The sequence below is a fragment of the Piscicoccus intestinalis NBRC 104926 genome (assembly GCF_001515525.1).
In the GTDB taxonomy this organism is placed as follows: domain Bacteria; phylum Actinomycetota; class Actinomycetes; order Actinomycetales; family Dermatophilaceae; genus Kineosphaera; species Kineosphaera intestinalis.
In genome coordinates this window covers 1-24852 of record NZ_BCNQ01000017.1, presented here as the reverse complement: position 1 = coordinate 24852, position 24852 = coordinate 1, and the positions used below count along the sequence as shown (strand labels likewise).

The window sequence follows — 24852 nt, the reverse complement described above, 5'->3', positions numbered from 1 at the left end:
GGCAGCGCGGCAACGACCAGCTCGGGACGCACAGGGAACCCGGGGTCCGACAGAGCAGAAGGAGCCGAGCGTGGGGCAGCAGGCCGACCGGACCGACCGGAGCGAGCGGGGCGACCGACTCGACCGAGGCAGGGCGCGACGCCCGTGAACGACCGCATCGACTCCAGCGACTCGACCCCCGCCGGCGACGGCCCCCGCGGCGCCACCGCCGCCCACCCGGGCGATCCCATCGACCCAGTGGCCACCGAGGCCAGCGCCTCCGGCGAGCCCACCGGCTCCGGCGACGGCCACGGGAGGCGCTGGTACCAGCGGCCGGTGACGTTCTTCGCGGCCGTGCTCGGCGTCTACTTCGCCGCGCGACTGTTCTCCGGGATCGTCCTCTACCTCGTCGGCCTGCACCAGGTCGACGTCGTGTGGTTCGAGAACGAGCACGGCTACCTGCGGATGACCGTGCTGTGGGACGCCTTCTGGTACCGCCAGATCGTCGAGGACGGGTATCCGGCGATCCTGCCCCGCGACCCGGACAGCGGAAAGCTGTGGCAGAACCCGTGGGCGTTCTACCCGATGTTCCCGATGATGACCAGGACCGTCATGGCCATCACCGGCGGCGGCTTCGCGCTCGTCGGGTCGACGATCTCGCTGCTGTTCGGCGCGCTCGCGGCCGTGCTCATCTCGATCCTGCTGCGCGACAAGGTCGGCCCGCGCGTCGCCCTCGCCGGCGTCGCCGTCTGGTCGAGCATGATCACCGCCTCCATGCTGCAGGTGGCCTACACCGAGTCGATCGCCATGGTGCTGCTGTGCGGCGTGCTGCTGGCGCTGACGAAACGACGATGGTGGATCGCCGCAGGCATCGCGGTGCTCACCGGCCTGAGCCGGCCGATCGCGATGCCGCTGGGGATCGTCGCGCTCGTGTCGGTGTTCCTGCGTTGGCGCCGGCGGCACGAGGAGCCGGTGCCCACCCGGGAGTACGTCGCGATGGGCGCGGCGCTCTTCGCGTGCGGACTGTCGGCGGGCATCTGGCCACTCATCGTGTGGATCGGCACCGGCAACCCGCAGGGCTACACCGAGTCGATGACGGCGTGGCGCGCCTACGACGAGATCCAGCCGTTCCTGCCGTGGTGGTACAGCGCGCGGATGGTCACCGGCTCGGCCGCCGGGGCCGCCGTGGCGCTGCTCGTGCTGGCCCTCGCGGCGTTCTCGATCGCCGCGGGGCCGTGGGCGCGTGCCCTCGGCGCGCAGATGCGGGCCTGGTGCCTGGCCTACCCCGCCTACCTGTTCGCCTTCATGGACCCGACCTCGAGCATCTACCGCTACCTCATCCCGCTGTTCCCGTGGACGCTCGTGCTCATCGGAGCCGGGTGGGGCCGCCCCGGGCAGGATCCGCTGGCCGACCAGGAGGGGCGGGCCGACGACGGCGACGAGCCCGCGGGACGGCACACGACGCTGCGTCGGGTGCGGCGCCTGACGACGAGCAAGCTCGTGCGGTGGACGATCATCTGGGTCGTCATCGGCATGCTCGCCCAGGTGTGGTGGATCTGGGAGATCTGGCAGTTCACCCCGCCCGCCGACGACCCGCCGTGATCGGCCGACGACCGCTGACACCGAATTTCACAGCCTGGACACGGTGGGCCAATTTCGTCCTGGCGCGGGCACGCGCGATAATGGAAACGCATGTGCGTTCGCGGCGGGGCCTCTCCCGCTCGGGGTCTTCCCGGTTTCCGCGGGCGGCGCACGGCCCAGAGGGATGAGACCCCAGCTCGATGGAAGGGAAACGAATGGCCGCAATGAAGCCTCGCACCGGTGACGGACCGCTCGAGGTCACCAAGGAGGGCCGCGGCATCGTGCTGCGCATGCCGATCGAGGGCGGCGGCCGCCTGGTCGTCGAGATGACCCCCGAAGAGGCCGCGAACCTCGGCAAGGCGATCCAGGGCTGCGAGGCCGTGCCCAGCTGACGCCCGGCGCGCCACCGCCTCGTCCCACCGACGGCCAGTGACCACCGCTGACGACTGCTGAGGACGCGGCACGACCGACACCAGCAAGGCCCCCGCACCGCAGCCGGAGCGGGGGCTTTCGCCGTCTGCACCCGCGGCTGCGGGCCGGCTCAGCGTTTGACGGCCGCGAACAACCCGTCTCCGACCGGCAGCAGCGTGGGCTGCACACGGTCGTCGGAGCGCAGCGCCTTGCCGAGGTCGCGCAGGGCCGTCGTCGTCTCGTCCCGCGCGGTCGGGTCGGCGACCCGGTCGTGCCAGAGCATGTTGTCGAGGGCGAGCACGCCGCCGCTGCGCAGCAGCCGCAGCCCCTGCTCGACGTACTGCGGGTACTCCAGCTTGCGGGCGTCGACGAACACGAGGTCGTACGCGCCGTCGGCGAGACGCGGCAGCACGGCCAGCGCGTTGCCCATGATCACCCGCGTGCGTTGCGGGGCGATGCCGGCGGCGCGGAAGGCCGTGCGGGCCGCCCGCTGGTTGGCCGGCTCGACGTCGATGGTCGTCAACACGCCCTCGGGGGCCATGCCGCCGAGCAGCCACAGCCCTGAGACGCCCGCGCCGGTGCCGATCTCGCAGACCGTGCGGGCCCGCAACGCCCCCGCGAGCAGCCGCAGCGCGGCTCCCGCGGCGACGCTGACCGGCGTGCAGCCCAGCTCCTCACCGCGGCGGCGCGCGGCCTCGAGTTCGTCGGGCTCCGTGAGGAAGTCTTCGGCGTAGCTCCAGCTCGCCGGCTTCTGCACGCTCATGCGGCGGTCCTCTCTGCTCGTCGCGGCGTCGGCGCCGGAGTCGGTCTGCGTCAGACGCCCGACGCGCCGCCCAGCCTAGACCGCCGCGCACCCGCCCTCCGACCTGCGCTGCGTGTCGTCCGGGCGGCGCGTCGGCCGGCTCGTCGGCGGTCGCGGCGCCGCATCGTCCACAGGGGGGATTGCCGACTCAAGACTTACGTGTTTGTCCACAAACGCACAGCGGGTTTCCAGCCTCGCCCGGCATGATGACCCCTACGTCCCGGTAACAACCGGGCGGTCTCGACCGAGAAGGATTGACGTGACCACCACCGAGCCGATCCTCGCCGGTCCTCGCGAGACCGACGAGGCCCCGCTCGCACGTTCCGCGAGCGCCGCCGATGTGAGCGCCGCCGGTGCCGTCGCGCCCGACGCGGAGCCGGACTGGGTGCCGCCCACCTGGGAAGAGATCGTGCAGGAGCACTCCGCCCGGGTCTACCGGCTCGCGTACCGCCTCACCGGCAACGTGCACGACGCCGAAGACCTCACGCACGACGTGTTCATCCGCGTCTTCCGCTCGCTCGACAGCTACCGCCCCGGCACCTTCGAGGGCTGGCTGCACCGGATCACGACCAACCTGTTTCTCGACCGCATGCGCCGCAAGCAGCGGATCCGGTTCGACGCGCTGTCCGAGGAGGCCGCGGCGCGGCTGCCCTCCCGCTCCGCCGGCCCCGCTCAGACCTACGACGACACGCACTTCGACGACGACGTGCAGCGGGCCCTCGACGCCCTCGCCCCCGACTTCCGGGCCGCCGTCGTGCTGTGCGACATCGAGGGCCTGACGTACGAGGAGATCGCCGAGGTGCTCGACATCAAACTCGGCACCGTGCGCTCCCGCATCCACCGCGGCCGCGCCCAGCTGCGCGAGGCCCTCGCGCACCGCGCCCCGACGTCGGCGCGCTCCCGCGCCACCCGGCCTCCGGTGCGCATCCCGGCCCCGAGCTTCGGTCTGGGGCGCGTCGTTCCCTCGATGTAGCGTCGACTGCGGGCGCCTTTCGGGAGCGTCGGTGGGCCGGCGCTCCGGTCGTTCCGTCCACCTGTCAGGATGACCGGGGGCTGCGAGAGGCTTGAGGGGCCGTTTGCGGCCACGTGACGTCCGGTGCGCGGGAGGAGGCGGCGTGTTCGACATCAACGGCTGGGAACTCGTCATCATCGTCGTCGTGGCGTTGCTCGTCATCGGTCCCGAGCGGCTCCCCGAGTACGTCGCCCGGCTGCGCCAGGGCATTCGCGACCTCAAGAAGCTCGCCGACGGCGCGAAGACCCAGCTGCGCGACCAGATGGGCCCGGAGTTCGACGACGTCGACTGGTCCGCCTACGACCCCCGCCAGTACGACCCGCGCCGGATCGTGCGCGACGCCCTCGCCGAGACGTGGGAGAACGCCTCGCCTCAGGACACGACGTCAGCCGACACCAAGGCCGAGCCCGCCGATTCCGTCGGCACCGGCTCCGGGGGCTCGGGCAGTTCGGGGTCCGCTGGGAGAGAAGGTAGTTCGCCTGCCCGGAGCGGCTCCGTGCGCGCGCCGGGCTATGCGCAACTGCACGACCCGGCGCAGCCGGTCCCCTTCGACGACGACGCGACCTGAGGCGGCGCGCCCGTCGTCGGCGACCTCGGCCTCGCCGGAACTCAGCGAGAGGTCGGGGTGAGCCCGAGCTTGCGGCCGGACAGCCCGCGGGAGCGCGAACCGAGGCTGCGGGCGATGCCGCGCAGAGCGACGCCGGACGGGCTGTCGGCGGCGGAGGAGACCACCGGCGCGCCCTTGTCGGCGCCCTCGCGCAGCTTCATGTCGAGCGGGATCTGACCGAGTAGCGGCACGTCGTGCCCGACGATGCGGGTCAGCGACTCGGCCACCCGGTGACCGCCACCGGAGCCGAAAAGCTCCTGCCGGGAGCCGTCAGGCAGTTCGAGCCACGACATGTTCTCAATGACCCCGACGACCCGCTGGTGGGTCTGCACCGCGATCGCGCCGGCCCGCTCGGCCACCTCGGCCGCGGCCTGCTGGGGGGTGGTGACGACGATGATCTCGGTGCCGGGGATGAGCTGCGCCACGGAGATCGCGACGTCGCCGGTGCCGGGCGGCAGGTCGAGCAGGAGCACGTCGAGGTCGCCCCAGTAGACGTCGGAGAGGAACTGCTGCAGGGCCCGGTGCAGCATCGGGCCGCGCCAGACGACCGGCTGGTTGCCGGGCACGAACATGCCGACCGAGATGACCCGCACGCCCTGCGCCTCCGGCGGCATGATCATGTCGTCGACCTGCGTCGGGGCCCGGTCGACGCCGAGCATGCGTGGGATCGAGAAGCCGTAGATGTCGGCGTCGACGACGCCCACCGTCAGGCCCTGCTCGGCGAGGGCGACGGCGAGGTTGCTCGTCACCGACGACTTGCCGACGCCGCCCTTGCCGGAGGCGACCGCGTACACCCGGGTCAGGGAGTCGGGCCGCGCGAACGGCACCTCGCGCTCGGCCTGTCCGCCGCGCAGCTGCTGGCGCAACGCCGCGCGCTGCTCGTCGCTCATGACGCCGAGCTTGACGTCCACCGAGGTCACGCCCTCGACACCGGCCAAGGCCTGCCGGGTGTCGCGCTCCAGCGTCGACTTCAACGGGCATCCGGAGACGGTGAGCAACACGGTCACCGACACGGCACCGGAGTCGTCGCACGACAGATCCCCGACCATGCCGATGTCGGTGATCGGGCGGTGGATCTCCGGGTCTTCCACCGTCGAGAGGGCCTCGAACAGGGCGTCACGTGTGGGGGCAGCCATGGGCCCAACTGTAACGAGACGTTCACTTCGCCCGCCTCGGGTGGTCCCGATCGCGGGCGACCGGGCTACTGCGGGTCGGTCGGATCGGTGCCCGGCGCACCGCCGGGTCGCTCCGGCGCGGGGGAGCGCTTCTTCGCCGGCCGCGTGGATTTGCCCTTCGACTTGGCCTTGGCGGCGGCCTGCTGGGTGCGCCCGTGGGACGGCTCGGTCTCCTCACGCAGTTCGTCGCGCAATTCGTCGAGCAGTTCGCGCAACTCGGAACGCACGTAGTCGCGGGTGGCGACCTCGCGCAGCGCGATCCGCAGGGCCGCGACCTCGCGGGTGAGGTACTCGGTGTCGGCGAGGTTGCGCTCGTCCCGGGCCCGGTCCTGCTCCAGGGCCACCCGGTCGCGGTCGTCCTGGCGGTTCTGCGCGAGCAGGATCAGGGGCGCGGCGTACGAGGCCTGCAGGCTGAGGATCAGGGTGAGCAGGGTGTAGTTCAGCGAGCGCGGGTCGAACTGCACCGCCTCCGGCATGAGGGTGTTCCAGGCGAGCCACGCCGCGACGAACACCGACATGTAGATGAGGAACTGCGCGGTGCCCATCCACCGCGCGAACCCCTCGGCGATGACGCCGAAGCGCTCGGAGTTGATGGTGCGCGGGCGCCACATGCGGCGGCCCGTCTCGCGGGGCTGGTCGAGGCGCCCGAACCGGGCTTCATCAGTCATTGCTCACCTCGTGCCGCTCCCCACGCCAGTCCTCGGGCAGCAGTTGGTCGAGCACGTCGTCGACGGTCACGGCGCCGAGCAGGTGGTTGTCTTCGTCGACGATCGGCACCGACACGAGGTTGTACGTCGCCAACGTGCGGGTGATCTTGCCGATCGAGGCGTCGGGCGTCAGCGTCTCGATGTCCTTGTCGATGATCGCGCCGACCGCGCCGTGCGGGGGTTCGCGCAGCATCCGCTGGATGTGCACCGTGCCCAGGTAGCGGCCGGTCGGGGTCTCCAGCGGCGCCCGGCAGACGAAGACCGTCGCGGCGATCGCGGGGGAGATCTCGGTGCGGCGCACGAGTGCGAGCGCCTCGGCGATCGTCGCCTCCGGAGGCAGCACGACCGGGTCGGTGGTCATCAGACCACCGGCGGTGTCGTCCTCGTACGTCAGCAGCCGACGCAGGTCGGCCGCGTCGTCGGGCTCCATGAGGCGCAGGTAGCGCTCCTGGGCCTCGGGAGACAGCTCGGAGAGCAGGTCGGCGGCGTCGTCGGGTTGCATGGCTTCGAGCACGTCGGCCGCGCGGTCCGACTCCAGGGTCGCCAGGATCTCGACCTGGTCGTCCTCGGGCAGCTCCTCAAGCACGTCGGCGAGCTTCTCGTCGTCGAGCGCGGCGGCCACCTGTACGCGCCGGCTCGGTTTGAGGTCGTGGATGAGTTCGGCGAGGTCGGCGGCCTTGAGGTCGTCGTAGTTGGCGAGCAGCCCGGCGGCGCCCTGGTCGACGTCGGCGGTGAGCAGGCCGGCGACCTCCTCGATGGGCACGACGAGCGTCTCGCCGCGACGCCGGCCCAGGCCCCCGAAGCTGCGGCTACCGTCTCCCTTGCGCACGAAGGCCTTGACGACGGACCAGTCGCGCACCCGCTCCTTCTCGATGGCGATGTCTTCGACGATCGCGGGGTAGGTGCCGTCGTCGTCGTGCACGGTGACCTGGCGGTCGAAGACCTCGGCGATGACGAGGGTCTCGTTGGGCCGCTGCTCGAAGCGGCGCATGTTGACCAGCCCGGTGGTGATGACCTGGCCGCCGTCGATGCTCGTGACGCGGGTCATCGGCACGAAAACGCGGCGCCGGCCGGCGACCTCGACGGTCAGGCCGATGACGCGGGGTCGCTGACGCCGCGGGCTGACCGTGACGATGACGTCGCGTACCCGACCCACCTGGTCGCCCAGCGGGTCGAAGACGGACAGGCTCGCCAGCCGGGAGACGAAGACGCGCGAGGACACGGGGCTTAGGCTACCTGGGCGTTTGCGGTGCCGACGCCGACGTCGCCCCCGGCGCGGGCGGGTCGCCGGTAGGGGTCGTGCGGCGACGGCGCAGGCGCCGCACGACGAAGCGCACCGCGAGCAGCACGAGCAGCCCGACGACGACGTACTGCAGCCACGACACGTACTGCTCGACGAGCTGCCACCGCCGCCCGAGCTCGTAGCCGGCGAGGATGAGCAGCGAGTTCCACACGGCGCTGCCGAGGGTGGTGAACGCGACGAACGGCAGCAGCTTCATGCCGGTCGTGCCCGCGGGCACCGACACGAGGCTGCGGATGACGGGCAGCAGCCGGCCGAACAACACCGCCGGGTAGCCGTGCCGGGCGAACCACCGCTCGGTGCGGTCCATGTCGGAGGGGTCGGTCAGCGGGAGCCGGTCGAACAACGCGCGGATCCGCCGCCGCCCGAGAGCGTGCCCGAGCCAGTACAGCGCCAGCGCGCCGACAAGAGAACCTGCGGTGGTCCACAGGATCGCCGCCGTCAGCGACAGCGTGCCGCGGTAGGCGGCGAATCCGGCCAGCGGCAGGATGATTTCGCTGGGGATGGGCGGAAAGAGGTTCTCGGCGGCCACGAGCAGGCCGGCGCCCGGCTCCCGGAGCACCTCCATCACCTGGACGACGAATCCCGCCAAGCCCGAGGTGGGTTCGGTGGCGAACGGGTGCATGCAGGCTCCTGGTGCGGGAGTCGGGTCGGTCTCGGCACTCGATTGTCGACCGCCCGGTCGATCACCGCGCGTTCGGGCTCCGATCTGGAGGTGGAGACGGTCCCGCGGCCCGCCCGCCTGCCCGGATCGCCCGCCCGGCGGCGGACCCGCGGACTAGAGTCGGGCCTGGGTCCCGAACCGGACCGCGCCGCTCTTCGCCGTTCCCGCTGGGCCGGTGGTGGCGCCGCCGGTACGGGACATCGGCTCGACCGCCCGGGCGCGTCGGTCGGCGCCGATCGAACGCGTCCGCCGTCCCGCGCCCCATGACCCCAGGAGGCTCGCGCCGATGCGTAGCGCCAAGGACTTCTTCACCCCGCTGGCCGTGGGGGCACCCCAACCCGTGCGGGAGATCCCGGCGCGGCCGACCCGCATGATCCACTTCTTCGACCCGAGCAACCCGAAGATGGCGGCCAAGGTGCCCGACATGGTCGGCACGGTCGACGTGCTCCTCGGCAACCTCGAAGACGCGGTCAAGGCCGACAACAAGGTCGCCGCCCGCGAGGGGCTCGTGCAGATCGGCCAGGCCACCGACTTCGGGCCGACCCAGCTGTGGAGCCGCCTCAACGCCCTCGACAGCCCGTGGTTCCTCGACGACGCGACAACCCTTGTGCCGGCCATCGGCGACAAGCTCGACGTCGTCATGATCCCCAAGGTGCAGGGCGCCGAAGACATCCACTACGTCGACCGGCTGCTGGCGCAGCTGGAGGCCAAGGCCGGCATCGAGCGCCCGATCCTCATCCACGCGATCCTCGAGACGGCCCGCGGCATGGTCAACGTCGAGGAGATCTGCGGCGCGAGCCCGCGCATGCAGGGCATCTCGCTCGGCCCGGCCGACCTGGCCGCCGACCGCAAGATGAAGACGACCCGCGTCGGCGGCGGGCACCCCGGCTACCTCGTGCGTCAGGACCCGACCGACGGCGACATCAACGGGGCTCGGGCCACCTACCAGCAGGATCTGTGGCACTACACGGTCGCGCGCATGGTCGACGCGTGCGCGATGCACGGCATCTACGCGTACTACGGGCCGTTCGGCGACATCAAGGACGTCGTCGCGTGCGAAGACCAGTTCCGCAACGCGTTCCTGCTCGGCTGCGTCGGCACGTGGACGCTGCACCCGGCGCAGATCGAGATCGCCCGCAAGGTGTTCAGCCCCGACCCCGACGACGTCGCGCACGCCTACCGGGTCAAGGCCGCGATGGGAGACGGCACGGGCGCGGTGATGCTCGACGGCAAGATGGAGGACGACGCCTCCCTCAAGCAGTGCCTGGTCATGGTGACGCTGGCCGAGCAGCTGGGGCAGATCGACCCCGAGCTGGGGGAGAAGTACGCCGCCGCGAAGTCCGCCGCCGAGTCGGCCTGAGTCCGCCCGCGATTGCTTGAGGAGCTAGTCATGAGTCACGAGGAGACCTTCCGGCCGCGCCGCTCGGTGCTGTACATGCCGGCCTCCAACGAGCGGGCGCTGGCCAAGGCCGCGACGCTGCCCTGCGACGGGTTGATCCTCGACCTCGAGGACGCCGTCGCGCCCGACGCCAAGGAGGTCGCCCGGGAGCAGGCCTGCGCGGCGGTCGGCAACTTCGGGCGCCGGGAGGTGACGATCCGCGTCAACGGCATCGGAACCCCCTGGCACGACGACGACTTCGCCGCGGTGTGCGCCGCCGGGCCGGACGCCCTGGCGGTGCCCAAGGTCGACAGCGCGCAGACCGTGCGCGAGCTGGTCGCGGCGATGGAGCGGCACGGGGCGCCGGAGAAGACGGCGCTGTGGGCGATGGTCGAGACCCCGAAGGCGATGCTGCGGTGCGAGGAGATCGCCTCGGCCTCCGACCGGTTGACGGTGCTCGTCATGGGCACGAACGACCTGGTCAAGGAGCTGTTCGCCGAGCACGTGCCGGGCCGCGAGCCGCTGCTGGCCGGGTTGGGTATGGCGCTGCTCGGGGCGCGCGCGGCGGGCGTGGCGATCCTCGACGGCGTGTACAACGACGTGAAGAACACCGAGGGCTTTCTCGCCGAGTGCGAGCAGGGTCGCCGGATGGGCTTCGACGGCAAGACCCTCATCCACCCCGGCCAGGTCGAGGGCGCCAACCAGGCGTTCGCCCCGAGCGAGAAGGCCATCGAGGACGCTCGCGGCGTGCTCGACGCGTGGGAGGCCGGCGGAGGCGGTGGTGTCGTCACCTACAACGGCCGCCTCATCGAGCAGCTACACGTCGACTCCGCCCAGCGGATCCTGACGATGCACGAGGCCATCCTCGCCCTCGAAGCTGACGCCTGACCCGACGGGCGCCCCCCTGTCTCTTGGCCGAAGGCTGCCCTTTCGGTCGGCGGCTCCTGCTGCAGCACGAGCCCTCGACCGAAAGGGCAGCCTTCGATCGTGTGGGAGGTGTGGGGAAGGCGGGACCTTGGGCCTGGTGACGGCCGGCCGATCGACTCGGTGGAATGGTGCAGGCGGGTTGTCGCGAGAGGCGGTTGGCATGCAGCAGGCACGCGGGGCCCGGTGGGCCACGGTCGACGGCAACGATGCGGCGGCCCGCGTGGCTCACGCCCTCAGCGAGGTCATCGCGCTGTATCCGATCACGCCGAGCTCGGCGATGGGGGAGGCGGCCGACGCGTGGAGCGCCGCCGGTCGCGTCAACCTGTGGGGCGCCGTGCCCGAGGTCGTCGAGATGCAGTCGGAGGCGGGTGCCGCCGGCGCGCTGCACGGGGTGGTGACCAAGGGCGCGCTCGGGTGCACGTTCACCGCCTCCCAGGGGTTGCTGCTCATGCTGCCGAACATGTACAAGATCGCCGGGGAGCTGACCCCAGCGGTCATTCACGTGGCGGCGCGGGCGGTCGCCACGCACGCGCTGAGCATCTTCGGTGACCACTCCGACGTCATGAGCGCCCGCATGACCGGCTGGATGATGCTCTCCTCCAGCTCCGTGCAGGAGGCCCAGGACTTCGCCCTCGTCGCGCACGCGGCCACACTGCGCTCGCGGGTGCCCGTGCTGCACTTCTTCGACGGGTTCCGAACCAGCCACGAGGTCAACAAGATCCAGCTGCTGGAGCCGGACGACATGCGGGCCCTCGTGCCCGAGCAGGACGTGCTCGCCCACCGTGCGCGAGGCCTGACCCCCGACGCGCCCGTGCTGCGCGGCACCGCCCAGAACCCCGACGTCTTCTTCCAGGCCCGCGAGGCCGCCAACCCCTTCTACGCCGCCGTGCCCCGCGTCGTCGCCGAATGCTTCGCCGAACTGGCCACGAGCACCGGGCGCGAGTACCACCTCGTCGACTACCACGGCGCCCCGGACGCCGAGCGGGTCGTCGTCATCATGGGCTCCGGCTTCGGCACCACGTGTGAGGTCGTCGACGAACTCGCTTCGGCCGGTGAGAAGGTCGGCGTCGCGGTGGTGCGGTTGTACCGGCCCTTCCCGACCGGCGAACTGCTCGACGCCCTGCCGACCACCGTGCGCCGCATCGCCGTGCTCGACCGCACCAAGGAGCCGGGCGCGCCCGCCGAACCGCTGCATCAGGACGTCGTGCTCGCCCTGACGGCCGACCCCGGGCGCTTCGAGCACGGTCAGCCGCTGGTCATCGGCGGGCGCTACGGGCTCTCGAGCAAGGAGTACACCCCCGCGATGGCCGGCGCCGTGTTCGCCGAACTCGCCGCCGACCGGCCCAAGCCGCGGTTCACCGTCGGCATCACCGACGACGTCACGCACCTGTCGCTGGCCGTGCACGACGAACACCGCATCGCTCCGCGCTCGCTGGGCGCCGTGTTCTACGGCTACGGCTCCGACGGCACCGTCGGCGCGAGCAAGAACTCCGTGAAGATCATCGGCGCCGACGAGGGCCGTTACGCCCAGGGCTATTTCGTCTACGACTCGCGCAAGTCGGGGGCCGTCACCGTCTCCCACCTGCGGTTCGGGGACGCCCCGATCAACTCGGCCTACCTCGTCGAGGAGGCCGATTTCGTCGCCGTCCACCAGTTCGACATCCTCGCCCAGATGCGCACGCTCGACGTCGCCAAGCCGGGTGCGACGGTGCTGCTCAATAGCCCCTACGGAGCCGGCACCTGGAACGAACTGCCCCGGGAGGTGCAGCAACTCATCATCGACCGGGGCCTGCGCGTGCACCTCGTCGACGCCGGGGCCGTGGCCCGCGCGGCCGGGCTGGGGCGGCGCATCAACACCGTCATGCAGCCCTGCTTCTTCTACCTCTCCGGCGTCGTACCCGAGACCGAGGCGGTGCCGCGGATGAAGGCCGCGATCGAGGCGACGTACGGGGCCAAGGGGCGCGTCATCGTCGAGCGCAACTTCGCCGCGATCGACTCGGCGATCGACGCGCTCGAACCGCTCGTCGTACCGGCCGAGGCCGACAGCGAGATCCACCGGATGCCACCGCTGCCCGACGACGCCCCCGACTTCGTGCAGCGGGTCACCGCGCTCATGCTGCGCGGCGAGGGCGACCGGCTGCCGGTCAGCGCCATGCCGGTCGACGGCACGTGGCCGACCGGTACCTCGCGCTACGAGAAGCGCGGCATCGCCCCGGAGATCCCCATCTGGGATCCGAGCCTGTGCATCGACTGCGGCAAGTGCGCGATCGTCTGCCCGCACACCGCCATCCGTATCAAGGTGATGCCACAAGAGGCCCTCGACGGGGCGCCGGACACGCTGCAGCACAAGCGGTACGCCGACCGCCGGCTCAAGGACCACCGGCTCATCGTGCAGGTGGCCCCCGACGACTGCACCGGCTGCGGCGTGTGCGTCGACGTGTGCCCCGCGCGCTCGAAGACCGAGGTCAAGCACAAGTCGATCAACCTCGAACCGCGACGCGACCATGTGTCGACCGAACGCGACAACTACGACTTCTTCTTGTCGATCCCCGAGATCGAGCGCACCGCGGTGCGCCACGACCAGGTCAAGGGCGTGGCACAACTGGAGCCGCTGTTCGAGTTCTCGCTCGCCTGCTCCGGCTGCGGCGAAACCGGTTATATCAAGACGTTGACACAACTGTTCGGCGACCGGATGGTCGTCGCCAACGCCACCGGCTGCTCCTCGATCTACGGCGGCAACCTGCCGACCGCGCCCTACACGACGAACGCCGCCGGGCGCGGGCCCGCCTGGAGCAACAGCCTCTTCGAGGACAACGCCGAGTTCGGCCTCGGCATGCGGCTGGCGTGGGAGCAGCAGAACTCCGAGGCCCGCCGCTACCTGACCGCCGTGCGCGACGACCTCGGGCCCGACGGGCCGGCGCTCGTCGACGCGATCCTGGGCGCCGACCAGAGCGACGAGGGCGGCATCGCGGCCCAGCGCGAGCGGGTGGCCGAGCTCAAGGAGCTGCTCGCGAACGTGACCGGCGCCGAGGCGGATTCGCTGCGCAGCCTGGCCGACGAGCTGGTCGACAAGTCGATCTGGATCATCGGCGGAGACGGGTGGGCCTACGACATCGGCTACGGCGGCCTCGACCACGTGCTGGCCAGCGGCCGCAACGTCAACGTGCTCGTGCTCGACACGCAGGTGTACTCCAACACCGGCGGCCAGGCCTCGAAGGCGACCCCGCGGGCGGCCGCCGCCAAGTTCGCCGCGGCCGGCAAGTCGACGACGAGCAAGGACCTCGGGCTCATCGCCCAGGCCTACGGCGACGTCTACGTCGCGCAGATCGCGCTCGGCGCCAACCAGCAGCAGACCGTGCGGGCGCTGCTCGAGGCGCAGGCGTGGCCCGGCCCGAGCCTGATCATCGCCTACAGCACGTGCATCGCCCACGGCATCGACATGGAGACCTCGATGAGTCACCAGGGCGACGCCGTCGCCAGCGGGTACTGGCCGCTCTATCGCTACCGGCCCACGGCCGACGGCGCCGCGCACCCCTTCCACCTCGACTCCAAGGCCCCGAGTACGCCGGTGTCGACGTTCATGGACGGCGAGGCCCGGTTCGCGATGCTGCGCCGCAGCCACCCCGAGCGCGCCGCCGCCCTGCTCGACCTGGCCCAGGCCGACGTCGACGAACGGTGGCGGTATTACAGCCAACTCGCCGGGTTGGAGCGGGGTTTGCCCGCCGAGTCGAGCGATCCGCAGGAGTCGTGATGGGCACCCCCACACAGCCGGACCTGGGCGTCGACTACCTCGGGCTGCGCCTGTCCGGGCCCGTTGTCGCCTCCGCCTCCCCGCTGACCCGCGCCGTCGAGACGATGCTCGCCCTGCAGGAGGCGGGCGCCTCGGCCGTCGTGCTGCCCAGCCTCTTCCAGGAGGAGGTGGAGGCCGAGGAGCTCGCCGCGCTCGACCTCATGGACGTCGGGGACGGCTTCGCCGAGTTCGACTCCGCGCCGCTGAGCGAGGTCGACACCTCGGGGTACGGGCCCGACTCCCACGTGCGGCTCGTCGAGGAGGCCAAGGACGCGCTCAGCGTGCCGGTCATCGCCAGCGTCAACGCCGAACGCCCCGGCGGGTGGGCCCGGTACGCGACCCTCATGGCCGACGCCGGCGCGGACGCCATCGAGCTCAATCCCTATGCGGTCAATGCCGATCCGCAGCAGAGTTCCGCCGACGTCGAGGACCGGTACCTGCGGATCATCGAGGAGGTCAAGGCGGCGGTCGGGGTGCCGCTGGCGGTCAAGCTCAGCAACAACTACCTGTCGCTGTCGCACTTCGCCGGGCGCGCCCGCGACGCCGGCGCCGACGGGCTCGTGCTCTTCAACCGCTTTCTCGGCCCCGACATCGACCTCGACGAGCTGCAGGTCGTGCCGAAGGTCGCGCTCTCGACGCCGGACGAGCTGCGGTTGCGGCTGAGGTGGATCGCGATCCTGCGCAGCCAGCTGCCCGAGCTGTCGCTGGCCGCGACCGGCGGGGTGCATTCGGCCTCCGATGTCATCAAGGCGCTGCTCGTCGGCGCGAACGTCGCGATGACCACCTCCGCGGTGCTCACCCACGGACCGGGGCTGATCGCCACGCTGCTGCGCGACGTGCACGCCTGGCTCGTCGAGCACGAATACGAGTCGGTGCGCCAGCTCACCGGCAGCATGCGGGCCGACTCCGTGGAGAACCCGGGCGAGTACGAGCGCGCCCAGTACGTGCAGGCCATCACCACCTGGCCCACCCACCGACCCTGAGCCCAGACCAACGACCCTGAGCCCAGACCAACGACCTTGAGAACTGCGTGTCGTGATCAAGACTGCTGTTCGTGCCGCAGTTCTCACCACGACACGCAGTTTCGAGGGACGTCGGGCGACGTGGGTAGACGTCGGGCGACGTCGGGCGACGTCGGGCGAGCGGGTGGAGCCGCCGGTCAGCCGCGGGCGTCGACCCGGGCCGCGCGCCGCGACTGCACGAGGAGCCCCACGGCGTGGAGGGTGAACCCCAGCAATGCCAGCAACACCAGCGCGACGAGCAGGCTCGGCAGCGGGCCGAGATCGGTCGCACCCGGCACCTGTCGCACCGCCAGGAGGCCGACGACGCCGAGCACCACGCGCAGCAGGGCGAGCCGGGCAGACGGGAGAGCGCGGGCCGGGCGTACCGTCTCCGGGGGCATCGGGGCGGGGATGTCCTCGGCGCGGCACGGGACGATCCGCAGGTACTCGCCGGCACCGAACATGCCCGCGGCGACGTGGTGGGGGCGGATGAGCAGGTGCTGCTCGGCCTCCACCTCACCGGTCCATACCGCCGGCCGCACCCAGTCGATCTCGGCCCTACATCGACCCGCCCCTGCGCCGGGTCGAACCGGACCGAGCGGTTCGCGGGAAGCCGGTAGCTCACGCCGTTGCAGGCGACCCGGTACACCCGGAGCCGGTCCACCCAGCCGCCCGTGCGGCCGACCACGATGACGGGCACCGCTCACCTCCACTCCTCGCTTCGTCTCCTATCGGGCGGTGCCGAGGCGAGTCAACGAGATGCGCGGTTTGGCGCGGTCAGCGGCCGGACGACTCGAGTCGGCCGGCGGCGAAGCGGGCGCGGTCGCGGGCCAGGCTGGTGCGCGCCCGGACGTCCCGATCGGGCCGGGCGCGCAGGGCCGCGGCGGAACCTCGGACCGCCGGGGCCTTGTCGGGCACGGGCGCCGTGGCCGGGGCGCAGGCCTGGAAGTGCAGAGTGGCGTGTGATGGCGACATCGACTGTCCTTCCTGTGAATTCGACCGAACCGCGCCCGGCGGGAGCGGCGCCGGTCGATGGTGGTGGCGGGGAAAGCCCTCGTTTGACCAAGAAGTGTGACGCACGCGGCGCGCGAGCACCCGTGACGATTGACACGGCATTCGCTCAGCGGCGCCTGCTGTGCCGTTGGCCTGTGGCGGCGCCGCCCGTTCGGCATACTGAGCACAGACCGCATCGACCACGCATCGAAGGGTGGCTGGCATGTCCCGCTTGCAGCAGACGGACGGACTGACCGAGGAACAGGGCGAGCTCCTCAAGCTCGTCCGCGAGTTCGTCGAGGAGCAGATCATCCCCGTCGCCACCGACCTGGAACACAAGGACGAGTACCCGACCGAGATCGTCGAGGGCATGAAGGAGATGGGGATCTTCGGCCTGATGATCCCCGAGGAGTACGGCGGCCTGGGGGAGTCGCTGCTCACCTACGCGCTGACCGTCGAGGAGATCGCCCGCGGCTGGATGAGCGTCTCGGGCATCATCAACACCCACTTCATCGTCGCGTACATGCTGCTGCAGCACGGCACCGAGGAGCAGAAGCAGAGGTACCTGCCCAAGATGGCGCACGGCGAGATCCGCGGCGCGTTCTCGATGAGTGAGCCCGGGTGCGGCTCCGATGTCTCCGGCATCAAGACCAAGGCCGTTGCCGGCGAGGGCGATTCGTGGACGATCAACGGCCAGAAGATGTGGCTGACCAACGGCGGCAGCGCCAACCTCGTCGCCGTGCTCGTCAAGACCGACACCGGCGCCGACTCCGTCTACAAGAACATGACGACCTTCCTCATCGAGAAGGAGCCGGGCTTCGGCCAGACCGCGCAGGGCGTCACCGTGCCGGGCAAGATCGAGAAGATGGGTTACAAGGGCGTCGACACGACCGAGCTCGTCTTCGAGGGGCACCAGACGACGACGGCCCAGATCCTCGGTGGGGAGCCGGGCAAGGGCTTCTACCAGATGATGGACGGCGTCGAGGTGGGCCGCGTCAACGTCGCCGCCCGCGCCTGCGGATTGTCGCGCCGGGCGTTCGAACTCGGCGTCGCTTACGCCCAGCAGCGGGAGACGTTCGGCAAGAAGATCGCCGACCACCAGGCCGTGTTGTTCCGCCTCGCCGACATGGCGACCAAGGTCGAGGCCGCCCACCAGATGATGGTCAAGGCCGCCCGCATGAAGGACAAGGGGCAGCGCAACGACCTCGAGGCCGGCATGGCCAAGTACCTCGCCTCCGAGTACTGCGCGCAGGTCGTCGAGGACTCGTTCCGCATCCACGGCGGCTACGGCTACTCCAAGGAGTACGAGATCGAGCGGCTCTACCGCGAGGCGCCGATGCTGCTCATCGGCGAAGGCACCGCAGACATCCAGCGGATGATCATCGGCCGCCGCCTGCTGGAGGACTACAAGCTGCGCTGACAGTGCTGACAGTGCTGACAGCGCTGACAGCGCTCATCCGACGCACGAGCAGAGCCCGCCCCGGGCCGGGGCGGGCTCTGTCGGCTTTGCGGGTCAGTCGCGCGGGTTCGGCGGCGCGGACGGGCCACCCTCTCCGTAGCGGGGGCCCTGCGGGGGCGGCGCGTCGTCGGGCAGTCGCTCGCCGTACCGCGGCCGGTCGTCACCCGCGGGCGGCGGTGCGACCGAGGAGCCGGAGCCGGAGTCGTTCGCGCCACCCGAACGCGCCGGGGTGTCGTCGCGCATGGCGCCGTAGCGGCCCTCGTACGGGTTCGGGCGGGCCGGACCGGCTCCCGACGATCCGGGCGCTCCGGCCGCTCCGGTCGTGGACAGGCCGGCGCTCATGCCGCCCTGCGCGAGCAGGTCGCGGGCCTGGTCGAACACCCGGTGCTCGACGAGGATCTCGTACTTGGTGGCGACGACCGAGGTGACCGACGTGAAATCGCGGCGCCCGCGGGTGAACACGTAACCCATCGCGGCCCAGATCGCGCCGAACACGGCGCCGGTCAGCACGGCGGGCAGCACCGCGGCGATCCACTCGGTGCCCGAGCCGGTGGGCGTGAACAGCGAGAAGATGAGGCCGACGAACAGGCCGAGCCACATGCCGGTCAGCAGGCCGCCGGTGAGCACCTTCGTCCACGTGAGGCGACCGATGACGCGCTCCACCTGCTTGAGGTCGGTGCCGACGATGAGCACGTTCTCGACGGCGAACTCCTTGTCGGAGAGGTAGTCCACGGCGCGTTGGGCGTCGGTGTAGGAGTCGTAGACGGCCAGGCTCCGCGGAAACTCGAGGCTGAGACGCTCCATCGGCACGCGACCGCCGGGGGTGGCAGGTGTTGTCATGAGTCGATTGTCTCCGACGCCGCTGAGGCCGTGCAGGGTGGAAGCTGGACGAGGACCGCACCGGTCGCCTGCTGCGCCGATGCCGGGTCGCCCGAACTCGTGTCGTGGATTGCGTAGCGACATAAGCTCGGACAGGGTTAGCAGCATCAGAACCGTCCGCCGTGTGCGCCCAGCGACGGCGTCACCATCGATCCCGGAGTTGACCATGCGCCAGCCTCGCCGCCACGTCCTGACCGCGCTCGGCATCGTGGGGGTGTTCGCCCTCGCAGCCTGTGGTGATGCGGGCTACCCCGCGACCTATGTCGAGAACCGCCCGACGGCCGGGGCGTACGGACAGCACGGCGCCGAGGCGGGCGGGTCGACCGGTGAGTCGGGTGCGACGATCGCGACCGGAAAGCTCGTCAACGCCCAAGGCGGCGACGTCGGCACGGTCACCCTCTCCGAGGGTGACGCGGGCATCAACGTCGTCGTCAACGCCCACGGGCTGGAGCCGGGCTTCAAGGGCCTGCACGTGCACTCGGTCGGCAAATGCGAGGGTCAGTCCGCGGCGCCGGACAACCCCTCGCAGACGGGTGCGTTCCTCTCGGCCGGTGGGCACCTCGCCGGGCAGGGGGCCCAGCACGGGCAGCACGCCGGTGACCTGCCGTCGCTGCTCGTCGGCGACAACGGCAACGCCTCGCTGACCACCAATTCGAACCTGACCAGCGACCTGCTGTTCGACAGAGACGGGTCGGCGCTTGTCGTGCACAGCGGCCCGGACAACTTCGCGAACGTCCCGCAGCGCTACGCGGCCAACGGCCCCGACCAGGAGACGAAGAACACCGGCGACTCCGGCACCCGGGTGGCTTGCGCGGTGCTCGAGCAGACCCAGGGCGCCGGCTCCGGGGAGGCCACCGCGGGCGCCGGGCACTGACCCCACCCCGGAGGGGACCCCGCACGACGCGAAGACCGCGTGTCGTGGTGAGGACTGCAGTCCTCACCACGGCACGCGGTTTGCTGCGTCGTTCGGTGGCGTTCAGCGGCGCCAGATGTCGGCCATCCAGGCCTCGACGTCGGCGGAGGCGCGGGGGAGTGCGGCCGAGAGGTTCTCGCAGCCGTCGGCGGTGATGAGGATGTCGTCCTCGATGCGCACGCCGATGCCGCGCAGCTCGGGCGGCACCAGCTCGTCGTCGGCCTTGAAGTACAGGCCCGGCTCGACGGTGAGCACCATGCCGGGAGCCAGGGTGCCCTCCATGTAGTCCTCGCGCAGGGCGAGCTGGCAGTCGTGCACGTCGATGCCGAGGTGGTGGCTCGTGCCGTGCACCATCCAGCGGCGGTGCCACTGCCCCTCCTCGGCGAGCGTCTCCTCGACGCTCACGCCGTCGGGCAGCAGGCCCCAGTCGAAGAGGTGCTGCGCGATCACTCGGATCGCCGCGGCGTGCACGTCCTTGAACGTGTTCCCGGGGCGGCACGCCTCGATCCCCGCGCACTGGGCCGCGTAGACCGCGTCGTAGACCCGCCGCTGCACGTCGGTGAACGTGCCGTCGACCGGCAGGGTGCGGGTGACGTCGGCGGTGAACAGCGAGTCGATCTCGACGCCGGCGTCGATGAGGATGAGGTCGCCGGGGCGCAGGTCGCCGGTGTTCTTGATCCAGTGCAGCGTGTTCGCGTGGTCGCCCGCGGCGCAGATCGAGTCGTAGCCGACCCCGTTGCCCGAGTGCCGCGCGTGCAGACCGAAGACCCCCTCGACCCAGCGTTCGCCGCGGCCGCGCCGCACCGCCTCCGGGAGGTCGGCGACGACGGCTCCGAAGGCGTCCGCGGTCGCCGCGCACGCCTCGCGCATTTGCTGCGCCTCCCAGTCGTCCTTGACCATGCGCATCGTCGACAGCCGCCGCGCCAACTCGGCGTCGGCCTCGAGCGCAGCCTCCTGTTCCTGGGCCGACTGCACGAGGCCGCTCTGCGACCGCACCTCCTCGACCATCGCGCTGACCTGCGTGTCGGCGTCGCGGACGACGCGCAGGGAGACGAGTCCGGCGTCCTTGGCGAGGGCGTCGCGCAGGTTCTCCACCGGCTCCGTGCGCATGCCGAGCTCGGCGGCCATGCTCTCCAGCGTCGGGCGGGCGCCGACCCAGAACTCCCCGACGCGGGAGTCGGCGAAGAACTCCTCGCTGTCGCGCGGCGCCAGGGGCAGGAAGTACAACACCGGCTCGTGACCGCCCTCGGGTAGCGGTTCGAGCACGAGCACCGCGTCGGGCTCGCGGTCGCTGCCCAGGCCGGTGAGGTGGGCGAACGCCGAATGCGGCCGGAAGACGTAGTCGGTGTCGTTGCTGCGCACCTTGTAGCCGCCGGCGGGCAGCACGAGCCGCTCACCGGGGAACGCAGCCGACAGCGCCTCGCGACGCGGAGAGGCCCAGCGGGCCGGCTCGCTGAGGTCGGGCAACTGCGTGCTGCGCGGCGCCCACCCGGAGGCGATGAACGCCGTGAAGTTCTCGGACGTGGGGCGGGCGCGGTGCCCGGCCTTGGCCTGCTGCTCACTCATCACCCCATGCTGGCACGCCCGTCCCGACGCCGCCGACGCGCCCGTGAACAGGGTGATTGCCCCGCCCGGCCGCGGCGTCGCACAGTGGGAGACGTGTCCGCACCGCTGCCGCGTCGACCGCGAAAGAAACCGTCGAACAAGCCCGTCAACCCCACGACCCACACCCGCGCCCTGCCGACCGCGGCGGACACCGACACCGGCTTCCTCGTGGCCCACACCAGCAAGCTGCGCTGGCGCGACCGGGCCCACCGGGCCCTGACCGCCGAGGCCGCGCCCACGTGGAGCCTGGACCTGCGGGCCGTGACCGACGGCGTCGACGAGCAGCGGGCCCGCCGGGTGCTCGACCTCGCGATGCGCATCGCCGATTCGCTGCTGTCGACCGGCGCCTCCGCCGCCGAGGTCACCGCGGCGGTGCTGCGGATCCGGGCGGTGTACGGCCTGCGGTCGGTGCACGTCGACGTGACGTTCACCTCGATCAGCGTGTGCCACTACCGCGGCGCGGAGCCGCCGATCACGTTGATCCGCAACGTGAGCACCCGCACCCAGGACTATGAGCGGCTCGCGCGGCTGCAGCGGCTCGTCAACGACATCGAGGGAGACATCGTCAGCCTCGACGAGGCGCGGCAACGGTTCGAGTCGATCATGGCCATGCCGCGGCTGTACCGCCGGTCGCTGGTGACCGCGGCGTACGCGCTGCTCGGCGTCTCCGTGTGCCTGCTCCTCGGTGGCTCCACCCCCGAGGTCGTCTTGTCCCTGGTCAACGCCGTCATCGTCGACCGCAGCCAGCTGTGGCTCGCCCGCCGCAAGCTGCCGACGTTCTTCACACAGGTCGTCGGCGGCGCGATCCCGACGACGATGGCGGTCGCCCTCGTGTACGCCCGCCTGGACGAAGTGCCGGGCCTGGAACGGGTGTCGGCCTCCGCGGTCGTCGCCACCGGCATCGTCGTGCTGCTGGCCGGTCTCTCGGTGGTCGGAGCGGCCCAGGACGCGATCGACGGGTACTACATCACTGCCTCCGCGCGGGCCTTCGAGGTGGTCGTGCTGACGATGGGCATCATCGTCGGCGTGCTCATGGTGCTCACCGTGAGCACGACGCTGGGGGCCCCGATGTACCTGTCCGCGTACGAGGGGATGACCGGCGACGTGGGGTTGCAGGTCGTGTCGTCGGCCCTCATCGCCGTGGCGTTCGCGATCAGCTCCTACGCCGGCGGCCGCACCGTCGCGTTGTGCATGGTCACCGGAAGCGTCGGCTGGGGCGTGTACGCGCTGACGGTCGACGCCCTCGGCGCCGCCGCGGCCAGCGGGGTGGCGGCGCTCGTCGTCGGCACCTGCGCCCAGGTGTTCGGGCGGGCGTGGACCGTGCCGGGGCTCGCGCTGAGCACCGCCGGGATCGTGCCGCTGCTGCCCGGCCTCGCGGTGTACCGCGGGCTGTACCACCTCGCGACCAACGACGGGCGGGAGGGCTACGGGCCGGCGTTCGACTCCCTCGGCGGGGCGGTGGCCGTCGGCCTGGCGCTCGCGGCCGGAGTCAGCCTCGGTGCCTACCTCGGCCGGGCCACCCGACGCCGGTCCGGGGCCATCGTCGACAAGGCGACCGACCGCGCGCTGCGGCCCGCGCACGCCGACAGCAAGGAGTAGGGGCCTCTCGGGCGTCAGTCTCCCCACGCCGGGAGGGCGCGGTGCTGCAGCCACGGGTCGAACCAGTCGGGAGCCAGGCCCAGTTCGGCGGCCGCCTGCGCGACGAACCCCTCGGTGCTCACGGTGCCGAACCGGTGCCGCGCGCACCAGCCGCGCAGGAACTCGAAGAACGCACCGTCTCCGACGTATTCGCGCAGGGCCTGGACGAGCACGCCGCCGCGCTTGTAGACCCGGTCGTCGAACATGAGCTCCGGGGTCGGGTCGACGAGGTAGAGATCCTGCGGCTCCCGGGCGAGCCGGCGGTGGTGGTCGCGGGCGAGCTCGGCGGCGGTGTGGCCGCCGGAGCGCTCCGACCACAACCACTCGCTCCAGCAGGCGAATCCCTCGTGCAACCAGATGTCGCGCCACGCGCCGAGGGTCACGGCGTTGCCGAACCACTGATGGGCCAGCTCGTGGGCGACCAGCCGCTCCTGCTCCCAACCGGCGCGCACGAACGTGCGGCCGAAGATCGACATCGTCTGCGCCTCCAGCGGGATCTCGAGCACGTCGGGCGTGACGACGACGTCGTAGCGGGCGAACGGGTACGGGCCGAACGCGTCGGCGAACGCGGCCATCATGTCGCGGTGCCGGGCCATCGGACCCGATCGCACCTGCCGAAGCAGCGACGCGGGGTGGTGCACGGTGATCGGCACCGCTCCGCCGGGGCCGTCGGTGTGCTCGAGGTCGAATTGCTCGTAGCGGCCGATCTGCACGGTCGCCAGGTACGTGGCCATCGGCTCCGGCTGCTCGTAGACCCAGGTCGCGCGACTCGAGCGACGGACCGTCTCGACGAGGGTGCCGTTGGCCACCACCCGGTAGCCGGAGTCGGTGCTCACCGCGATGCGGTAGGCGGCCTTGTCGTCGGGGCGGTCGTTGCACGGGAACCACGACGGCGCCCCGTGCGGCTGCGAGGCGACGATGACCCCGTCGTCGAGTTCCTCCCAGCCCGCGAGCCCGTCGATCCCGCGCACCTGGGACGGGTTGCCCGAGTACCGCACGACGACCCGGGCGTGCCCCCCGGCCGGCACCGGTTGCTTGGGGGAGACGTGCACGTGGTCGCCGCGGCGCGTGTGTTTGGCGGGCTTGCCGTCGACGGTGACGCCGTCGACCTTCAGGCCGTGCAGGTCGAGGCGGAAGCGGTCCAGGTCGCCGGTCGGCTCGTCGGGCGATGCGGTCGGGGTGATGACGAGTTCGGCGCGTCCGCGCACGTGGTTGCCGGCGAGCTTGACGGTGAGGTCGAGGTCGTAGGAGTGCACCGCGTAGCGCCGGTCGCCGTGGCCGGGCACGTACGTCTCGTTGCCGCCTAGGGGCCCGAGATCACGGCGCGCCCGGTCGCCGGAGGCGGCAGGGGCGCCAGGGGCGGCAGGCACGTCGGTGTCGGTGTCATCGGGCGCGTGCGAGCGCGTGGGCCTCTTGGGCACCGGTTCACCCCCGGGGGTCGGACGCCGGGTCGCGGCGTCGGCGGATTCGTGGATCGGTCGGGTACCGGATTATCACTGTCGCGGCGCGTCCCGCCAGGGGCCGACGGGGTTGCCGACCCAGCGGGTGCGGTCGGGCACCGACTCCCCGCGCATGACGAGGGAGACGGGGCCGACGCAGGCGTGCCGGCCGATGTCGGCGGCGGGCAGGATGACCGAGTTGGGGCCGAGGGTGGCGCCCGCGTGCAGGGTGACGCGGTCCATCGACAGCACGCGGTCGTGGAACAGGTGGGTCTGCACCACGCAGCCGCGTCCCACCGTGGCGCCGTCGCCAAGGGTGACGAGATCGGCCTCCGGCAGCCAGTACGTCTCGCACCACACCCCGGAGCCGATCCGCGCGCCCATCGCGCGGAACCACGCGACGAGCACGGGGGTGCCGAGCGCGCCGCGCAGCAGCCAGGGCGCGGCGAGCTGCTCGACGAAGGTGTCCGCCAGCTCGTTGCGCCACACGAACGACGTCCACAACGCGTGGTCGGTGCGCCGGATGCGACCCACGAGAAGCCATTTCGCGGCGACGGCGAGGGCGCCGGCGGCCACGCCACCGGCGAGGAGC

The 24852-nt window shown here is 71.5% G+C and carries 21 protein-coding genes and 1 pseudogene; 11 read left to right on the top strand and 11 right to left on the bottom strand.

Going from position 1 to position 24852, the window contains the following annotated elements:
- Window positions 1–144: 144 nt before the first annotated feature.
- Both PINTE_RS05070 and PINTE_RS21710 read left to right on the top strand, forming a co-directional pair.
- Window positions 145–1581 (top strand): putative hexosyltransferase, encoded by a 1437-nt coding sequence (locus PINTE_RS05070; RefSeq protein WP_245642811.1) that lies wholly within the window; start codon window positions 145–147, stop codon window positions 1579–1581.
- 194 nt (window positions 1582–1775) lie between these two features.
- Window positions 1776–1952 carry a DUF3117 domain-containing protein gene (locus PINTE_RS21710; protein WP_084343255.1) on the top strand — a complete coding sequence of 59 codons (177 nt, stop codon included), beginning with the start codon at window positions 1776–1778 and terminating at the stop codon, window positions 1950–1952.
- Window positions 1953–2101: 149 nt separating this feature from the next.
- On the opposite strand, the gene PINTE_RS05065 is transcribed toward PINTE_RS21710, so the two are convergent.
- Window positions 2102–2734, bottom strand: a complete 633-nt coding sequence (locus tag PINTE_RS05065; protein WP_068427110.1) for an O-methyltransferase — start codon at window positions 2732–2734, stop codon at window positions 2102–2104.
- Between the two features lie 298 nt (window positions 2735–3032).
- Here PINTE_RS05065 and sigE point away from each other — a divergent pair, with 298 nt between their 5' ends.
- The gene (gene sigE, locus PINTE_RS05060) at window positions 3033–3746 is read left to right on the top strand and encodes an RNA polymerase sigma factor SigE (RefSeq protein WP_281178829.1); all 714 of its coding nucleotides are present in this window, start codon (window positions 3033–3035) and stop codon (window positions 3744–3746) included.
- 142 nt (window positions 3747–3888) lie between these two features.
- On the top strand, window positions 3889–4353 hold the full coding sequence (locus PINTE_RS05055) for a twin-arginine translocase TatA/TatE family subunit (RefSeq protein WP_068427108.1): 465 nt from the start codon (window positions 3889–3891) through the stop codon (window positions 4351–4353).
- A gap of 41 nt (window positions 4354–4394) precedes the next feature.
- Here PINTE_RS05055 and PINTE_RS05050 read toward each other — a convergent pair whose 3' ends face one another.
- The 4 genes from PINTE_RS05050 to PINTE_RS05035 all read right to left on the bottom strand — a co-directional run bounded on the left by PINTE_RS05050 (window position 4395) and on the right by PINTE_RS05035 (window position 8199).
- A complete protein-coding gene (locus PINTE_RS05050; protein WP_068427106.1) occupies window positions 4395–5528 on the bottom strand; it encodes an Mrp/NBP35 family ATP-binding protein in 1134 nt (377 codons plus the stop codon).
- A gap of 65 nt (window positions 5529–5593) precedes the next feature.
- Window positions 5594–6235 (bottom strand): DUF1003 domain-containing protein, encoded by a 642-nt coding sequence (locus PINTE_RS05045; protein ID WP_084343254.1) that lies wholly within the window; start codon window positions 6233–6235, stop codon window positions 5594–5596.
- Window positions 6228–7496 carry a magnesium transporter MgtE N-terminal domain-containing protein gene (locus PINTE_RS05040; RefSeq protein WP_068427104.1) on the bottom strand — a complete coding sequence of 423 codons (1269 nt, stop codon included), beginning with the start codon at window positions 7494–7496 and terminating at the stop codon, window positions 6228–6230. The genes PINTE_RS05045 and PINTE_RS05040 overlap by 8 nt, the downstream gene beginning before the upstream one ends.
- 10 nt (window positions 7497–7506) lie before the next feature.
- Entirely contained in the window at window positions 7507–8199 is a 693-nt protein-coding gene (locus tag PINTE_RS05035; protein WP_084343253.1) for a DedA family protein, read from the bottom strand.
- Between the two features lie 325 nt (window positions 8200–8524).
- Here PINTE_RS05035 and PINTE_RS05030 point away from each other — a divergent pair, with 325 nt between their 5' ends.
- The 4 genes from PINTE_RS05030 (at window position 8525) to PINTE_RS05015 (ending at window position 15316) form a co-directional block, all read left to right on the top strand.
- Window positions 8525–9598 carry an HpcH/HpaI aldolase/citrate lyase family protein gene (locus tag PINTE_RS05030; protein WP_068427102.1) on the top strand — a complete coding sequence of 358 codons (1074 nt, stop codon included), beginning with the start codon at window positions 8525–8527 and terminating at the stop codon, window positions 9596–9598.
- 30 nt (window positions 9599–9628) lie between these two features.
- Entirely contained in the window at window positions 9629–10504 is an 876-nt protein-coding gene (locus PINTE_RS05025) for an HpcH/HpaI aldolase/citrate lyase family protein (protein WP_068427100.1), read from the top strand.
- A 199-nt stretch (window positions 10505–10703) separates the two neighbouring features.
- Window positions 10704–14294, top strand: a complete 3591-nt coding sequence (nifJ, locus tag PINTE_RS05020) for a pyruvate:ferredoxin (flavodoxin) oxidoreductase (RefSeq protein ID WP_068427098.1) — start codon at window positions 10704–10706, stop codon at window positions 14292–14294.
- Entirely contained in the window at window positions 14294–15316 is a 1023-nt protein-coding gene (locus PINTE_RS05015; protein WP_068427096.1) for a dihydroorotate dehydrogenase-like protein, read from the top strand. The genes nifJ and PINTE_RS05015 overlap by 1 nt, the downstream gene beginning before the upstream one ends.
- A gap of 176 nt (window positions 15317–15492) precedes the next feature.
- Here PINTE_RS05015 and PINTE_RS05010 read toward each other — a convergent pair whose 3' ends face one another.
- Window positions 15493–15849: a hypothetical protein gene (locus PINTE_RS05010; RefSeq protein ID WP_068427094.1), complete on the bottom strand. Its 357-nt coding sequence runs from the start codon at window positions 15847–15849 to the stop codon at window positions 15493–15495.
- 262 nt (window positions 15850–16111) lie between these two features.
- Window positions 16112–16309, bottom strand: a complete 198-nt coding sequence (locus PINTE_RS05005) for a hypothetical protein (protein ID WP_068427092.1) — start codon at window positions 16307–16309, stop codon at window positions 16112–16114.
- A 241-nt stretch (window positions 16310–16550) separates the two neighbouring features.
- Between PINTE_RS05005 and PINTE_RS05000 the strand changes: the two genes are divergently transcribed.
- Window positions 16551–17747 (top strand): acyl-CoA dehydrogenase family protein, encoded by a 1197-nt coding sequence (locus PINTE_RS05000; RefSeq protein WP_068427089.1) that lies wholly within the window; start codon window positions 16551–16553, stop codon window positions 17745–17747.
- 93 nt (window positions 17748–17840) lie between these two features.
- Here the strand turns inward: PINTE_RS05000 and PINTE_RS04995 are convergent, their stop codons facing one another.
- Window positions 17841–18626, bottom strand: a complete 786-nt coding sequence (locus PINTE_RS04995) for a YflT domain-containing protein (protein ID WP_068427087.1) — start codon at window positions 18624–18626, stop codon at window positions 17841–17843.
- Window positions 18627–18831: 205 nt separating this feature from the next.
- On the opposite strand from PINTE_RS04995, the gene PINTE_RS04990 reads away from it, so the two are divergent.
- Window positions 18832–19539 (top strand): superoxide dismutase family protein, encoded by a 708-nt coding sequence (locus PINTE_RS04990; RefSeq protein WP_068427085.1) that lies wholly within the window; start codon window positions 18832–18834, stop codon window positions 19537–19539.
- 102 nt (window positions 19540–19641) lie between these two features.
- On the opposite strand, the gene PINTE_RS04985 is transcribed toward PINTE_RS04990, so the two are convergent.
- Window positions 19642–21144 carry an aminopeptidase P family protein gene (locus PINTE_RS04985; RefSeq protein WP_068427083.1) on the bottom strand — a complete coding sequence of 501 codons (1503 nt, stop codon included), beginning with the start codon at window positions 21142–21144 and terminating at the stop codon, window positions 19642–19644.
- 93 nt (window positions 21145–21237) lie between these two features.
- On the opposite strand from PINTE_RS04985, the gene PINTE_RS04980 reads away from it, so the two are divergent.
- Window positions 21238–22782 (top strand): threonine/serine exporter family protein, encoded by a 1545-nt coding sequence (locus PINTE_RS04980; protein WP_169798459.1) that lies wholly within the window; start codon window positions 21238–21240, stop codon window positions 22780–22782.
- A 14-nt stretch (window positions 22783–22796) separates the two neighbouring features.
- On the opposite strand, the gene PINTE_RS04975 is transcribed toward PINTE_RS04980, so the two are convergent.
- Together PINTE_RS04975 and PINTE_RS04970 are read right to left on the bottom strand one after the other, a co-directional pair.
- Window positions 22797–24242 carry a M1 family metallopeptidase gene (locus tag PINTE_RS04975; protein WP_245642810.1) on the bottom strand — a complete coding sequence of 482 codons (1446 nt, stop codon included), beginning with the start codon at window positions 24240–24242 and terminating at the stop codon, window positions 22797–22799.
- Window positions 24243–24314: 72 nt separating this feature from the next.
- Window positions 24315–24852 (bottom strand): annotated as a pseudogene (locus PINTE_RS04970) (amino acid adenylation protein); the annotation flags it as partial.

What these genes read in the sequence shown, in the direction of transcription:
- PINTE_RS21710 (WP_084343255.1), top strand. Translation starts at nt 1,776, where the DNA reads ATGGCCGCAATGAAGCCTCGCACCGGTGACGGACCGCTCGAGGTCACC.
- PINTE_RS05065 (WP_068427110.1), bottom strand. Translation starts at nt 2,734, where the DNA reads ATGAGCGTGCAGAAGCCGGCGAGCTGGAGCTACGCCGAAGACTTCCTC.
- PINTE_RS05050 (WP_068427106.1), bottom strand. Translation starts at nt 5,528, where the DNA reads ATGGCTGCCCCCACACGTGACGCCCTGTTCGAGGCCCTCTCGACGGTG.
- PINTE_RS05045 (WP_084343254.1), bottom strand. Translation starts at nt 6,235, where the DNA reads ATGACTGATGAAGCCCGGTTCGGGCGCCTCGACCAGCCCCGCGAGACG.
- PINTE_RS05035 (WP_084343253.1), bottom strand. Translation starts at nt 8,199, where the DNA reads ATGCACCCGTTCGCCACCGAACCCACCTCGGGCTTGGCGGGATTCGTC.
- PINTE_RS05030 (WP_068427102.1), top strand. Translation starts at nt 8,525, where the DNA reads ATGCGTAGCGCCAAGGACTTCTTCACCCCGCTGGCCGTGGGGGCACCC.
- PINTE_RS05025 (WP_068427100.1), top strand. Translation starts at nt 9,629, where the DNA reads ATGAGTCACGAGGAGACCTTCCGGCCGCGCCGCTCGGTGCTGTACATG.
- nifJ (WP_068427098.1), top strand. Translation starts at nt 10,704, where the DNA reads ATGCAGCAGGCACGCGGGGCCCGGTGGGCCACGGTCGACGGCAACGAT.
- PINTE_RS05015 (WP_068427096.1), top strand. Translation starts at nt 14,294, where the DNA reads ATGGGCACCCCCACACAGCCGGACCTGGGCGTCGACTACCTCGGGCTG.
- PINTE_RS05005 (WP_068427092.1), bottom strand. Translation starts at nt 16,309, where the DNA reads ATGTCGCCATCACACGCCACTCTGCACTTCCAGGCCTGCGCCCCGGCC.
- PINTE_RS05000 (WP_068427089.1), top strand. Translation starts at nt 16,551, where the DNA reads ATGTCCCGCTTGCAGCAGACGGACGGACTGACCGAGGAACAGGGCGAG.
- PINTE_RS04995 (WP_068427087.1), bottom strand. Translation starts at nt 18,626, where the DNA reads ATGACAACACCTGCCACCCCCGGCGGTCGCGTGCCGATGGAGCGTCTC.
- PINTE_RS04990 (WP_068427085.1), top strand. Translation starts at nt 18,832, where the DNA reads ATGCGCCAGCCTCGCCGCCACGTCCTGACCGCGCTCGGCATCGTGGGG.
- PINTE_RS04985 (WP_068427083.1), bottom strand. Translation starts at nt 21,144, where the DNA reads ATGAGTGAGCAGCAGGCCAAGGCCGGGCACCGCGCCCGCCCCACGTCC.